Here is a 13561-nt window from a genome sequence, read left to right on the forward strand (position 1 = left end):
AAATTCTACCATGAGCAATACAAAAAAGATCACTTCAGCACTAATTTCGGTATTTCATAAAGACGGACTGGCTCCTATTGTAAGAAAATTGAGCGAACAAGGAGTAACAATATATTCTACAGGTGGTACTCAAAAGTTCATTAATGACCTTGGGATTGATGTCATTGCCGTGGAAGATGTAACAGATTATCCATCTATTTTAGGTGGTCGTGTTAAGACACTGCACCCTAAAGTTTTTGGCGGAATCTTAAATCGCCAGGATACTGAAAGTGATGTTGAAGAAATGAATCAATTTAAAATTCCGCAGTTGGATCTTGTCATTGTGGATTTATACCCTTTTGAAAAAACAGTAGCTTCAGGTGCAGGAGAACAGGATATTATTGAAAAAATAGATATTGGTGGAATTTCACTGATAAGAGCAGCTGCTAAAAATTTCAAGGATACTCTTTGTGTTTCTTCTATGGAAGATTACAATGAATTCTTGGAAATACTTTCTGAAACCAATGGAAATATCTCACTTTCTGATAGAAAGAAATTTGCTGCCAAAGCATTTAATGTCTCTTCACATTATGATACGGCAATTTTCAATTATTTTAATAGCGACCACAGCATTGCGGTCTTAAAAATTAGCGAAACAAACGGAAAAGTACTTCGCTATGGTGAAAACCCACATCAAAAAGGGTTTTTCTTTGGAGATTTTGACACAATGTTCGATAAGCTGCATGGAAAAGAATTGAGCTACAATAATCTTTTGGATGTTGATGCCGCAGTAAATTTAATGAGTGAATTTATAGGAGATGCTCCTACATTTGCTATTTTAAAGCACAATAATGCCTGTGGTATTGCACAGCGCGATACGGTTCATCAAGCATACGTAGATGCTTTAGCCGGTGATCCTGTTTCGGCATTTGGAGGTATTTTAATTTGCAACACTGAAATTGACGCTCCTACTGCCGAAGAAATTCATAAACTATTCTGTGAAGTGGTCATTGCCCCTTCTTTTTCAGAAAAAGGAAAAGAAATTCTAAAAGGAAAAAAGAATAGAATTTTATTAGTTCAAAAGAAAGCTGTACTGCCAGAAACTACGGTTAGAACTTGCTTGAATGGAGCATTGGTCCAGGATAAAGACAATATTACAGATAGCCTGGAAAATTTAACATACGCTACAAATACTAAACCTTCTTCAAATGAGTTAGAAGATTTGTTGTTTGCTTCCAAAATCTGTAAGCACACAAAATCCAACACCATTGTTTTGGCAAAAGGAAGGCAATTGTGTGCAAGCGGAACCGGACAAACCTCTCGTGTAGATGCTTTACGGCAAGCGATTGAAAAAGCAAACTCGTTTAATTTTGACCTCAATGGTGCCGTTATGGCCAGTGATGCATTTTTCCCGTTTCCGGATTGTGTTGAAATTGCAGATAAAGCAGGAATTACAGCTGTAATCCAGCCCGGAGGCTCTATAAAGGATGAATTAAGCATTAATTATTGCAACGAACACAAAATGGCAATGGTATTTACAGGTACACGTCATTTTAAACACTAAAATTATTACATTTGTGAAGAGTTGAAACTCAACACGTTTAATTTCAATACTACCAAAATAATATATGGGATTTTTTGACTTCCTAACCGAAGAAATAGCCATTGACCTGGGAACTGCTAATACGCTTATTATTCATAATGACAAAGTAGTAGTTGACGCCCCTTCTATTGTTGCCCGTGACCGTACTACCGGCAAAATCATCGCAGTAGGTCGTGAAGCAGCAATGATGCAAGGAAAAACGCATGAGAACATTAAAACGATCAGGCCACTGAAAGATGGAGTGATAGCAGATTTTGATGCCAGTGAAAAAATGATCAATATGTTCATTAAAGACATCCCAGCCTTAAAAAAGAAATGGTTGACCCCTTCGTTAAGAATGGTAATATGTATTCCCAGTGGTATTACTGAAGTAGAAATGCGGGCTGTAAAAGAAAGCGCCGAACGTGTAAACGGTAAAGAAGTCTATCTTATTCATGAACCTATGGCAGCTGCTATTGGTATTGGTGTGGATATTATGCAGCCTAAAGGGAATATGGTAGTTGATATAGGAGGTGGTACTACCGAAATTGCCGTAATTGCACTTGGTGGAATTGTTTGTGACAAATCGGTAAAGATCGCCGGTGATGTTTTTACGAATGATATTGTTTATTATATGCGTACACAGCATAATCTATATGTAGGAGAACGTACCGCCGAAAAGATCAAGATCCAGATTGGAGCTGCTACCGAAGACCTTGAACTCCCTCCCGAAGAAATGGCCGTACAGGGACGCGACCTTTTAACAGGAAAACCAAAACAAGTTCAAACCTCTTACCGTGAAATTGCCAAGGCATTAGATAAATCTATTTTACGAATTGAAGATGCAGTCATGGAAACTTTATCACAAACCCCTCCGGAACTGGCAGCTGATATTTACAATACTGGTATTTATCTTGCAGGGGGTGGTTCTATGCTTCGTGGATTGGACAAGCGTTTATCTCAAAAAACCGATTTACCGGTCTACATTGCCGAAGATCCTTTACGTGCAGTTGTTCGGGGAACAGGAATCTGCTTAAAGAACCTCAATAAATACAAAAGCGTATTGATAAAATAGGAACTAACACGCTATGCAACAGATTATATTTTTCTTTATACGGAATAAAAATTTCCTGTTGTTCGGCCTTTTGTTCCTCATTGCAATTACACTTACCATTAGAACACATTCTTTTCACAAAAGTAAGTTTGTAAGTTCTTCAAATGCTGTTAGCGGAACCATCTATTCCATTAAAAGTGACATCACTACTTATTTTGGTCTTAAAAAAGAAAATCAAAAACTGGTGGATGAGAACAAAAGGCTCAGAAGTCTTCTGGAAGGCTATAAGGCAAATTCTGTCAATTTTACTAATAGCGACAGCATACTGCCTTCAAAATATAATTTTTTAGCAGCCAGAGTAATAAACAATAACTATTCAAAAACTAAAAATAACCTTACTATAGATAAAGGGGCAAAAGACAGCCTGCAAATTGATATGGGTGTTATAACCACAAAAGGTGTTGTTGGTATTATCAATAGTGTGTCTTCTAATTATGCAACTGTTCAGTCTATTTTAAACACAAAAAGCCAGATCAATGCGAAGCTTAAAAATTCCAAGCATTTTGGAACACTCATTTGGGATACAAAAAATCCAAATGTTGTGCAATTAATTGAAGTCCCCAGGCTGGCTGTTGTTGCTATAGGAGATACCATTATCACAGGAGGAAAATCTACTATTTTTCCAAAAGGTATACTAATTGGCTCTATTAAAGATGTGATCCTGAAAGAGGGTGAAAATTATTATGATTTGGATATTCAATTATTCAATGATATGACCAATCTGGAAAATGTGTACATTATAGAAAATCAAGATGCCGAAGAAATTTTAGCGTTGGAAAAAGAAGTGGAAGATGCAGAACAGTGAAATTTTTATGAATGCCCTACGATTTGTAGTATTGGTATTATTACAAGTGCTTATATTAAATCACATTAACTTTTTTGGATTTGTAAATCCTTTTGTATATATCTTTTTTATTTTAATTTTTCCGCTTAACGGAAACCAATCACTACTTATCTTACTAAGTTTCTTATTAGGGCTAACTATCGATATTTTTGGAGATTCCGGAGGAGTTCATGCTGCAGCTTGTGTTTTTATTGCGTACCTGCGCCCGCTAATATTAAAATTTTCTTTTGGAATTAGTTACGAGTACAACACGGTTAAAATAAGTAAAGTTTCTCTTACTGAAAGATTAGTGTATGTATCCCTGATGGTCCTCTTACATCATTTGGTATTATTTGGATTAGAAATATTTAGCGTTTCACATATATTATTAATCCTAAAATCTACGTTATTTTCAGGAGTATTCAGTATACTATTAATTCTATGTACGTTATTACTGTTTAGCCGAAAGTCATAATGAGAAAACTATTACTTCTTTCTATTGTGTTAATTACCGGAGTAGTATTTGCCGGACGGTTGTTCTATCTTCAAATTTATGATACATCGTTTCAGAAATTGTCTGAAAATAATGCTATTAAAGTAATTTACGATTATCCACAGCGTGGTTATATTTTTGATCGCAACGGAAAATTATTGGTTTCTAACCAGCCTTCCTATGATGTAATGGTGATTCCAAGGGATGTAAAACCTCTGGATACATTGGAATTTTGTGACATTTTAAAGATCTCCAAAGAAGACTTTAAATCTATCTTAAAGAAAGCCCGGATATATTCACCCAGATTACCTTCGGTGGTAATTCCACAATTAACTAAGGAAGAATACGCATATCTTTCAGAAAAGATGCACAAATACCAAGGGTTTTATATTCAGAAAAGATCTTTAAGAGATTATCAGGTAAAAAATTCGGCAAACGTCTTAGGCTATATTGCTGAAGTTAACAATCGAATCATCGAAAAGAATCCTTATTATCAGATGGGGGACCTAATTGGAATGCAAGGTGTAGAAAGCCATTATGAAGAGGTACTACGTGGTGTAAAAGGAGTAAAATATATTCAAAAAGATCGCTTTAACAGGGATATTGGCCCCTACAAAGAGGGTGTTTTTGATACACTCCCTCAACGTGGAAAAGATATTACACTTACTATTGATGCCAAACTTCAAGAATATGGAGAACAATTAATGGCCAATAAACGTGGTGGAATTGTTGCAATCGAACCTGCTACTGGTGAGATACTTACTCTAATTACTGCTCCCTATTACGATCCCGGATTATTAGTTGGGAGAGAACGTTCCAAAAATTTTACCAAACTATATTATGACACCATAGCAAAGCCTCTTTTTGATCGTGGATTACAAGGTGAATATCCGCCGGGGTCTCCCTTTAAAGCACTTACCGCACTCATTGGTTTACAGGAAGAAGTTATTACTACAGAAGAAAAAATTTACTGTCGAAATGGCTACACATACGGAAGAGGAAAAAAGTTAGGCTGCCATCATCATACAACCCCACTCGATATGGTAGGCGGTATAGCAAATTCATGTAATGCCTATTTTTGTACAGTTTACAGACGTACCATAGAAAAATACCCGTCACCTCAAGATGGAATAGATAATTGGAAAAAACATTTAGAAAGTTTCGGTTTAGGAAATTATATGGGGTATGACCTTCCCAGTGGGCGGCCAGGAAAAATACCAGATGCCAATTATTATAATCGGGTATACAGGTATCCTGACTATAAATGGTATGCAACAGCTACTATTTCTAATGCTATTGGACAGGGAGAAGTATTACTTACCCCTATGCAGATGGTAAATCTTACGGCAACGATTGCAAACAGGGGCTGGTACTATAAGCCACACATTATAAAGAACATTAATACCGTAGATACAATTCCGCAGATCTATACTAAAAAAAATATCACTACTATAAACCCAAGGTATTTCGAGCCTGTAATAGAAGGAATGTTCGATGTATACAATAAAGGAACTGCCTCACATATACAAATTCCCGGTATTGAAATATGTGGTAAAACTGGAACTGCCGAAAATTATATTCGTATAGATGGAAAGCGTATGCAATTGACAGATCATTCTATTTTTGTTGCATTTGCTCCAAAGGACAACCCAAAAATTGCAATCGCAGTATTTGTAGAGAACGGTTATTGGGGCTCAAGGTGGGCAGGACGAATAGCCGGATTGATGATTGAAAAGTATATAAAAGGAGAAATTACGCGTACCGACATGGAAACCTTTATTCTTAATGGAAGTCTTGAAGAAGAATATGCAAAACCTTATAGTAATGAGCCTTTTAAAATTAATATCTAATGGCAAACGGGAAGGGAATTCTGAAGTTTGATTGGTTTACCATTTTTCTATATATAGCTTTAGTAGGAATTGGATGGATAAATATTTATTCAGCTTCTTTAAGTGATAGTTCTTCGGGATTTTTTGATTTAAGCCAGATTTATACCAGGCAATTATTTTTCATTTTCTTAAGCATCATCCTTATTATTTTTATTCTGGCAATAGAAGCTAAATTTTATGAACGCTTTTCAAGTATTATTTATATCGTTTCTTTATTGTCATTGCTTGGCCTGTTTGTTTTTGGAAAGAACATAAATGGTGCTACTTCCTGGTATGTTTTTGGAAGTTTTGGCCTTCAGCCTAGTGAATTTGCAAAAGCAGCAACCGCTTTGGCGTTGGCAAAATATGTGAGTGACATACAAACCAACGTAAAAGAATTTAAACATCAATTACGGACTTTTATAATTATAGCCTTGCCGGCAATTTTAATCATCCTGCAGCCAGACCCTGGGAGTGCATTAATATATATAGCCTTTATATTTCCTCTCTATCGAGAAGGACTTCATTTTGTATATCTATTATTGGGTTTCTTTGCAGCTGCCCTGTTTGTTAGTACATTAATATTTGGAGTAGTTTGGATAACTTTAGGGGTATTGTTAATTGCCGGATTTATTTTTTTCAAAAACAGAAAGAAACGGCCTGGTATCTTTAAATACATTATTATCACTACGGCCTGTATTGGTTTTGCTTTTTCAGTAAATTATATTTTCAACAATGTATTTGAACAGCGACATCGTGACCGGTTCAATATTGTATTAGGCAAAGAAATCGACTCAAAAGGAATTGGTTATAACACGAACCAAAGTGAAATAGCCATTGGAAGTGGAGGGTGGACAGGAAAAGGCTGGACTCAAGGGACACAAACCAAAGGAAATTTTGTGCCAGAACAACATACAGATTATATATTTAGTACCGTAGGTGAAGAATGGGGCTTTCTAGGCAGTATGGTTGTTGTTGTATTGTTTATAGTGCTTATTGTACGTATTCTTCAATTGGCAGAACGACAAAAAAATCAATTTGGCAGAGTGTACGGGTATAGTGTCGCTGCTATACTATTTCTACACTTTTTTGTGAACATAGGAATGGTGACAGGCCTTTTCCCAACGGTAGGTATTCCACTTCCTTTCTTTAGTTATGGGGGCTCCGGATTATGGGGTTTTACTATTTTACTATTTATTTTTGTGCGATTGGATGCTTCAAATTACTATTACACCTAATGTCTTCCCCAGGATTTTAGTTCTATTTTTGCTTCTATTTCACTTTCAATTTTACCTGAAAGCTTCGGAAAGAAATCGATTCCTGTTTGTGATTCGATCTCATCAATAGTAGTTACGTATTCATAAAAGGACTTATTGGTTGGCTCATTCGGAATTAAAAAAGCAATTGCCTTATATTCTCCTTCAGAAATATCCATTATAATTTTGAAAAATGCTTCGGGTACTGAAACTCCTTCCGAACCTATCTTTTTTAACCCATTTTTTAAGACACCTCCTGTGACCACATACACACCATCGTACTTTTTTGCCCAGTAGCGTGTTTTTTGTTCCAGTTTATTCCATATACCACTATTGAAGCCATTGTTTTGCGGACTTATATTGCTGGTTAAAAAAGTTTCATGATAAGCATCAAAAGAAAACCTGCGATCTCCAGCGGGGCACAAATGCCCCCGGTCATATCCCGAACCTTTATAACTTCTCCAATGCGCCGATTTGGATTTTACCTCTCTGTCTTCCACAAAATCCGGGCGTTCAAAATCATTTTGAGATAAATGCTTTTTGGAAAGCTCATACGCTACCCATTCTGCTTGTTCGTGGTCTTCGGCATAGGAAAGTGTAAAATAGGTATGCTCTATCACAACACCGGTAGTAGATGTGGGTAAAAAAGAATCGTTAAACTCTGTAGCTAAATATTCTCCTTTTGATTTTGTTGTATCGGGGTAATTTTCGTTCCGGGTATCCACATATTTTTCAGCATAATACAATCCAACAATAATAAGTACAGTAAGTAAAGGATAGAGGTATTTTCGGTTCATATAAAGCAATCTATTGTATTTAAAAAATTATGGATGAGTGTTAATAATCAACTTCTCACATCCAGAGCATCTCGTAACGCATTTCCTATTAACATAAAAGCAGTGACCAAACTCATTATAGCCAACCCGGGAATAATCGCCAGATATGGTTTCCCTAAAATAATATAGGCATAATGGTCTTTAATGATCCCACCCCAGCTTGGCATAGGGGGTTGAGCACCAATTCCTAAAAAGCTCAATCCACTTTCAATAAGTATTGCTCCGGCAAAATTAGCTGCAGAAATGATAATTACCGGTGCCATGGCATTTGGTAAAATATGGCGTACAATGATCCTTAGGTCGTTAAAACCCAAAGCTCTAGCTGCCGTAACGTATTGCATTTCTTTTACGCCCAGTACCTGCCCTCTCACCACACGGGCTACTTCTACCCACATAGTGAGCCCGACAGCAATAAAAACCTGCCAAAATCCTTTTCCAAGTGCTAATGTTATAGCAATAACCAACAGGAGTGTAGGAATGGACCAGGTCACATTAATAACCCACATAATTGCAGCATCAACTTTACCACCAAAGTAGCCTGCTACTGCCCCCATTGTAATTCCAATGACCAAAGAAATAAATACTGCTACAAAACCAATAGCCAGTGAAATACGGATACCTATCAACATACGGCTCAATAGGTCTCGGCCATACTTATCTGTCCCTAAAATGAATTTTTTTTCTGAAATGTAATGCTTTGGTACATCCTCTAAATTTCCTGCATCAGGAAATAGTGAAAAAGCATATTCTTTTTGAAGCCCTTCGGTACCGTCTAAGGTATATTCTGTTACTTGTAATGAATTTTCTTTTAGGGTATAACTGGAAATTGGAATTTCAGCATCTGCGTTCTTCTTTCCGAAGAAAAAAACTGAAAAGGCATTTTGCTCTTCAACTTTGGCAGGAATAGTTAGCATTTGCACAGAAAACCCAGGTGATTTGGAATGAATAGACAAATGCATTTGGTTGGCATTTTGAGAATTATCCGGCGCCAATGCATATGCAAAAATGGCCACCAGCACACAAACAACTAAAAAGCTAAAACTAAAAACGCCCCAAAAGTTTCTTTTAAACTTTTGGAGCGCAACTTTTGTTAAAGAGGTCGATTTATTCATTAAAAAATCAATTTTTAATGTTCGCCATTTTACCTTTTCTTATGTTACTTAATTTTAAATCCTCCAGTACGTTAACTGCTTCTTCTACATAAATATCTTTTGCAAGGTTCTTGTGCCATCGCTTTCTTTTTTCACGTAATGTAGTATCCTGACGCATCATTGCAATTTCATTAGGCAATGAACGGTAACTTAGCTTATTGTCGTATTCATCGATCAAATCAAACCTTTTACTTTCTTTTTTACGCTTAGCTATTTCGGCGCTGTAGGTGTCAAAATTTAAATTCACATTCATCTCATCGCGCTTAACTTTTACCCATCGTGCATTTTGGTCGATTAAAGCTAACTGCTCACTTTTTTCCATACGTTCTTTACTTTTTTTGATGGTTTCATCAAAATCAATATAGCCATCCCAAACTTCGTATTTGGCAGGTTCAATTTTATCGTATGGCAAAGGATTATCATAATCACGTTCTCCAACATCAATATAACTATAGCGGTCTGGCATTACAACATCACTTTTCACTCCTTCTAACTGTGTAGAACCTCCATTAACCCTATAGAATTTTTGGGTTGTTAGCTTTAAAGCTCCCATATCTCCCATATCATTTTTACGTAACCACTGGTTTAAATCAATTAAATTCTGAACAGTCCCTTTTCCATAGGTTTGTTTACTACCCAGAATTATTGCACGTTTATAATCCTGCATGGCAGCGGCCAGTATTTCTGAAGCTGATGCAGATAGTTCATTCACTAAAATAACTAACGGGCCATCCCAGACCAACTCATCATTTTCATCTTTCAGAACTTCTTTTCTACTTCCTCCGGAAGCAACCTGAACGATTGGCCCTTCTTTTATGAATAATCCTCCAATATCTACAGCCGTTTTTAAGGATCCTCCTCCGTTATCACGTAAGTCCAACACCAACCCTTCCATTCCTTCTTCTTTAAGTCGTTCAATTTCTTTCTTGACATCGCTTGCAGCATTTCGCTTCTTATAGTCGTCCATATCAAAATAGAATTGTGGAAGATTAATTAGTCCAAACTTTTTATCTTCTTTTTCTATGACAGTAGATTTTGCATAGGTCTCTTCCAATTCAACTACATCTCGAGTAATTACTTCTTCTTCAATAGTACCGTCTACACGCTTTATTGTAAGAGTTACCTGAGTTCCCTTTGGCCCCTTGATAAGCTTCACTGCATCATCAAGGCGCATCCCCACGATGCTTACGGCTTCATCTTCATCGGCTTGTTTTACTTTTAAGATTATATCGCCTACTTCAACATGTTCTCCACTCCACGCAGGGCCTCCGCTTATCACTTCAACAATATTGATATAATCATTTCTCTTTTGAAGTCGAGCACCAATACCCTCTAATTTCCCGGACATACGTAAATCGAAACGATCTCTGTCCGGCGGAGCAAAGTAGTTGGTATGTGGGTCAAATTCTTCAACAATGGTAGTCAGGAAAACAGCAAAATAATCTTTGCGTTCCAGATCATCTGCAAAATCAAAGTATTCCTTTAAAGAGGTTTCTGTTGTCCCTCTGGCCTTTTCTTCTACTTCGGCCAATGATTTTCGAGTATATTCTTCTTCCGTTTCAAGTTTTGTTTTTTCTTCTTCCACTAAATCATAATAAGAAGAAATAGTAGAAAATTTTAATTGCCACCTCCAACGTTCTTTCAATTCTTTTTTGGAACTGGCGTAGGCCAACTCGTCATAATCTACATTAATAACTTCATTTTTAGAATAATCAAAAGGTGTTTTTAGCACTTCTACATATATATCTTTTGCCTCTTCCATTCGTTGTTTAAAACGTTCATGTACCAAATTGAAAAAAATTAACTCTTTGTTTTTAATTTGATCATCAATTTCATGTTTGTATGCACTAAATTCTACAATATCTGAAGCTAAAAAATATCTTTTAATAGGGTCTAAACCATCTATGAAATCTTCAAAAACGCCTTCAGAAAAAGTATCATCTATATCTGCCGGGTCATAATGCCCCTTTTGTAAAACATAGGTTATTAAATCTATAAGGAGTTTATCTTTATCGGGATCATCAAACTTCTTTGTTGTAAAGCTGCAAGAAGCTGCTGCTACAAATACAGCAATGAATAATACTTTAAAGTTCTTTTTCATAATGCGCATATCAATCATCTTAAATTAGAGTCTTCTAAATTATATAAAAAACCGTGCCAATAACCCATAATGATACTAATTTTTTGTTAAACAAACTAATTATAACAACGGCTATAAAATGTGTATTTTAGCTTTTTAAAAAACAATAGGCATGCCAGATAAAAAACCTCTCATATTGGTCACCAACGACGATGGTATCACTGCACCGGGTATTCGCGCCCTTATTGAGGTCATGAATACACTTGGAGACGTATATGTTGTCGCTCCGGACTCCCCTCAAAGTGGGATGGGTCATGCTATTACTATTAACGATACTTTGTACTGTGATAGTATTAAAATTAATAAGGAACAACCCCAAAAAGAGTTTAGCTGTAGTGGTACACCTGTAGATTGTGTGAAATTGGCAGTAAATGAAATCTTAAGGCGTAAACCCGATCTATGTGTAAGCGGGGTGAATCACGGAAGTAATTCATCTATCAATGTAATTTATAGCGGTACTATGAGTGCTGCCGTAGAGGCCGGTACACTAGGTATTCCTTCCATTGGGTTTTCATTACTGGACTATTCTATGGAAGCCAACTTTGAACCTGTAAAAAAATATATAAAAACCATTGCTGTACAGTGCCTGAATAACGGATTACCAAAAGGGGTAGTATTGAATGTAAATATTCCTAAGCTTGATAAAAATGAGATCAAAGGGATTAAAGTTTGTAGACAAGCCAATGCACATTGGATTGAGACCTTCGACAAGCGTGTAAATCCGTTAGGACGTGAATACTATTGGCTTACAGGGGAATTTGTTAATGAGGATAAGGGAGAAGATACAGATGAATGGGCATTACACAATGGATACGTTTCTGTGGTTCCTGTACAGTTTGATCTTACAGCACATCATGCAATTAAGGATATTAATACCTGGGAGCTGAAATGAAAAGAAATATAGCAAAAGAAATATGCATTGGATTACTAATAGGGTTATTGTCAAATTTGACAGGGAGTTATCTTTATGTTTTCTTTTTATCGAAAGTTAAAAAATTAAGTATTGAAAGCACATTAGACGTAGCTTTAGAACAAGGGTTAACAGGAAACATCATTGCACTTGGAGCATTATTGAATCTGGCAGCTTTTTTTGTCATTTTGAAAAAAAAACAATATTATCGAGCTCGTGGCGTGGTTTTAGCTACTTTGATCGCTGCAATTATAATTCTGATTTCAAAGTTTTACTAAATGAAGTATTACCTCATAGCAGGAGAGGCCTCCGGAGACTTACACGGAGCTAACTTAATGAAGGCACTTAAAAGGCAAGATACTGAAGCATCTTTTAAGTACTGGGGAGGTGATTTAATGCAACAAACCGAAGGGGAATTAGTAAAACACTATCGAGACTTAGCCTTTATGGGATTTGTAGAAGTGCTTTTTAACTTAAGAACAATTCTTAAGAATATTAAACTTTGTAAAAAAGATATTGAAGACTTCAATCCCGATGTAATTATATTCATTGATTATCCTGGTTTCAATCTACGTATTGCCAAATGGGCAAAGAAAAAAGGTTTCAAAACACATTATTATATTTCCCCACAAATTTGGGCTTGGAAAGAAGGTCGGATCAAAAGCATAAAACGTGATGTAGATGCGATGTATGTAATTCTGCCATTTGAAAAAGATTTCTACGAAAAGAAACACCATTTTCCGGTACATTTTGTTGGACACCCGTTAATTGATGCTATTTCCAACAGAGAGCAGGTAGATCCTATTACATTCAAAAAAGAATATGGTTGGGATGACCGCCCTATTATTGCTTTGCTACCCGGAAGCAGAAAGCAGGAAATTTCCAAAATGTTGAAGATCATGTTGTCTGTTGTTGAAGATTTTAAAGACTATCAGTTTGTAATTGCGGGAGCACCCAGCCAGGAAGAGGGGTTTTATGCCCCTTTTATCAAAAAACAAAATGTCCATCTACTGCTAAATAAAACGTACGATCTGTTAAGTATTTCTGATGCTGCATTGGTCACTTCGGGAACCGCTACACTCGAAACTGCTTTATTTAAGATTCCACAAGTGGTCTGCTATAAGGGAAATCGCATTTCCTACGAAATTGCCAAAAGAGTAATTAAGCTTAAGTATATTTCATTGGTGAATTTAATTCTTGATAAAGAAGTGGTTACCGAGCTGATCCAAACTGAACTCAATACCAAGAATCTGAAAAAAGAACTATCAAATATCCTTGATCCATATAAGCGGGCTACCTTGTTTTTAGATTATTATGATCTGGAAAAAAAACTGGGTGGAAAAGGCGCCAGTGAAAAAACTGCCAGGTTAATTTTTAAAGCGGTTTCCAATACTTAAAAAAAATTCATA

12 protein-coding genes are annotated in these 13561 nt (G+C 36.2%); 9 read left to right on the top strand and 3 right to left on the bottom strand.

Annotated elements, in window-relative coordinates; all coding sequences use genetic code 11:
• Positions 1–10: 10 nt before the first annotated feature.
• The 6 genes from purH (at position 11) to rodA (ending at position 7097) form a co-directional block, all read left to right on the top strand.
• Positions 11–1543, top strand: coding sequence for a bifunctional phosphoribosylaminoimidazolecarboxamide formyltransferase/IMP cyclohydrolase (purH, locus tag ACY2RT_RS13740; protein ID WP_490156499.1), 1533 nt, complete (start codon positions 11–13; stop codon positions 1541–1543).
• Positions 1544–1607: 64 nt separating this feature from the next.
• The gene (locus ACY2RT_RS13745) at positions 1608–2636 is read left to right on the top strand and encodes a rod shape-determining protein (protein WP_490156500.1); all 1029 of its coding nucleotides are present in this window, start codon (positions 1608–1610) and stop codon (positions 2634–2636) included.
• 13 nt (positions 2637–2649) lie between these two features.
• Positions 2650–3480 (top strand): rod shape-determining protein MreC, encoded by an 831-nt coding sequence (gene mreC, locus ACY2RT_RS13750; RefSeq protein WP_490156501.1) that lies wholly within the window; start codon positions 2650–2652, stop codon positions 3478–3480.
• Positions 3467–3973 (top strand): rod shape-determining protein MreD, encoded by a 507-nt coding sequence (gene mreD, locus ACY2RT_RS13755; protein ID WP_490156502.1) that lies wholly within the window; start codon positions 3467–3469, stop codon positions 3971–3973. Before mreC ends, mreD begins: the two co-directional genes overlap by 14 nt.
• Positions 3973–5841: a penicillin-binding protein 2 gene (gene mrdA / locus ACY2RT_RS13760; RefSeq protein ID WP_490156503.1), complete on the top strand. Its 1869-nt coding sequence runs from the start codon at positions 3973–3975 to the stop codon at positions 5839–5841. Before mreD ends, mrdA begins: the two co-directional genes overlap by 1 nt.
• Positions 5841–7097: a rod shape-determining protein RodA gene (gene rodA, locus ACY2RT_RS13765; protein ID WP_490156504.1), complete on the top strand. Its 1257-nt coding sequence runs from the start codon at positions 5841–5843 to the stop codon at positions 7095–7097. Before mrdA ends, rodA begins: the two co-directional genes overlap by 1 nt.
• Here rodA and ACY2RT_RS13770 read toward each other — a convergent pair.
• Genes ACY2RT_RS13770 through ACY2RT_RS13780 form a run of 3 tightly spaced genes read right to left on the bottom strand, consistent with a single transcriptional unit; the run spans position 7094 to position 11203 of the window.
• Positions 7094–7912: a DNA/RNA non-specific endonuclease gene (locus ACY2RT_RS13770; RefSeq protein ID WP_490156505.1), complete on the bottom strand. Its 819-nt coding sequence runs from the start codon at positions 7910–7912 to the stop codon at positions 7094–7096. The two genes, rodA and ACY2RT_RS13770, sit on opposite strands and share 4 nt — an antisense overlap.
• A gap of 47 nt (positions 7913–7959) precedes the next feature.
• Positions 7960–9063: an ABC transporter permease gene (locus ACY2RT_RS13775; RefSeq protein WP_490156506.1), complete on the bottom strand. Its 1104-nt coding sequence runs from the start codon at positions 9061–9063 to the stop codon at positions 7960–7962.
• Between the two features lie 7 nt (positions 9064–9070).
• On the bottom strand, positions 9071–11203 hold the full coding sequence (locus tag ACY2RT_RS13780) for a carboxy terminal-processing peptidase (RefSeq protein WP_490156507.1): 2133 nt from the start codon (positions 11201–11203) through the stop codon (positions 9071–9073).
• Positions 11204–11354: 151 nt separating this feature from the next.
• Between ACY2RT_RS13780 and surE the strand changes: the two genes are divergently transcribed.
• From surE to lpxB, 3 genes are read left to right on the top strand one after another with little or no spacing between them, the layout of a single operon-like run.
• A complete protein-coding gene (gene surE, locus ACY2RT_RS13785; protein WP_490156508.1) occupies positions 11355–12134 on the top strand; it encodes a 5'/3'-nucleotidase SurE in 780 nt (259 codons plus the stop codon).
• Positions 12131–12430, top strand: a complete 300-nt coding sequence (locus ACY2RT_RS13790; RefSeq protein WP_490156509.1) for a hypothetical protein — start codon at positions 12131–12133, stop codon at positions 12428–12430. The genes surE and ACY2RT_RS13790 overlap by 4 nt, the downstream gene beginning before the upstream one ends.
• Complete coding sequence (lpxB, locus tag ACY2RT_RS13795; protein ID WP_490156510.1) at positions 12431–13549, top strand: lipid-A-disaccharide synthase; 1119 nt, start codon at positions 12431–12433, stop codon at positions 13547–13549.
• Positions 13550–13561: the final 12 nt, after the last annotated feature.

Source organism: Ulvibacter sp. 2210JD10-4, assembly GCF_058148525.1.

Excerpts from the sequence above, each read along its gene's own strand:
- purH (WP_490156499.1), top strand. The coding sequence starts at position 11 with ATGAGCAATACAAAAAAGATCACTTCAGCACTAATTTCGGTATTTCAT.
- ACY2RT_RS13745 (WP_490156500.1), top strand. The coding sequence starts at position 1,608 with ATGGGATTTTTTGACTTCCTAACCGAAGAAATAGCCATTGACCTGGGA.
- mreC (WP_490156501.1), top strand. The coding sequence starts at position 2,650 with ATGCAACAGATTATATTTTTCTTTATACGGAATAAAAATTTCCTGTTG.
- mreD (WP_490156502.1), top strand. The coding sequence starts at position 3,467 with ATGCAGAACAGTGAAATTTTTATGAATGCCCTACGATTTGTAGTATTG.
- mrdA (WP_490156503.1), top strand. The coding sequence starts at position 3,973 with ATGAGAAAACTATTACTTCTTTCTATTGTGTTAATTACCGGAGTAGTA.
- rodA (WP_490156504.1), top strand. The coding sequence starts at position 5,841 with ATGGCAAACGGGAAGGGAATTCTGAAGTTTGATTGGTTTACCATTTTT.
- ACY2RT_RS13770 (WP_490156505.1), bottom strand. The coding sequence starts at position 7,912 with ATGAACCGAAAATACCTCTATCCTTTACTTACTGTACTTATTATTGTT.
- ACY2RT_RS13775 (WP_490156506.1), bottom strand. The coding sequence starts at position 9,063 with ATGAATAAATCGACCTCTTTAACAAAAGTTGCGCTCCAAAAGTTTAAA.
- ACY2RT_RS13780 (WP_490156507.1), bottom strand. The coding sequence starts at position 11,203 with ATGAAAAAGAACTTTAAAGTATTATTCATTGCTGTATTTGTAGCAGCA.
- surE (WP_490156508.1), top strand. The coding sequence starts at position 11,355 with ATGCCAGATAAAAAACCTCTCATATTGGTCACCAACGACGATGGTATC.
- ACY2RT_RS13790 (WP_490156509.1), top strand. The coding sequence starts at position 12,131 with ATGAAAAGAAATATAGCAAAAGAAATATGCATTGGATTACTAATAGGG.
- lpxB (WP_490156510.1), top strand. The coding sequence starts at position 12,431 with ATGAAGTATTACCTCATAGCAGGAGAGGCCTCCGGAGACTTACACGGA.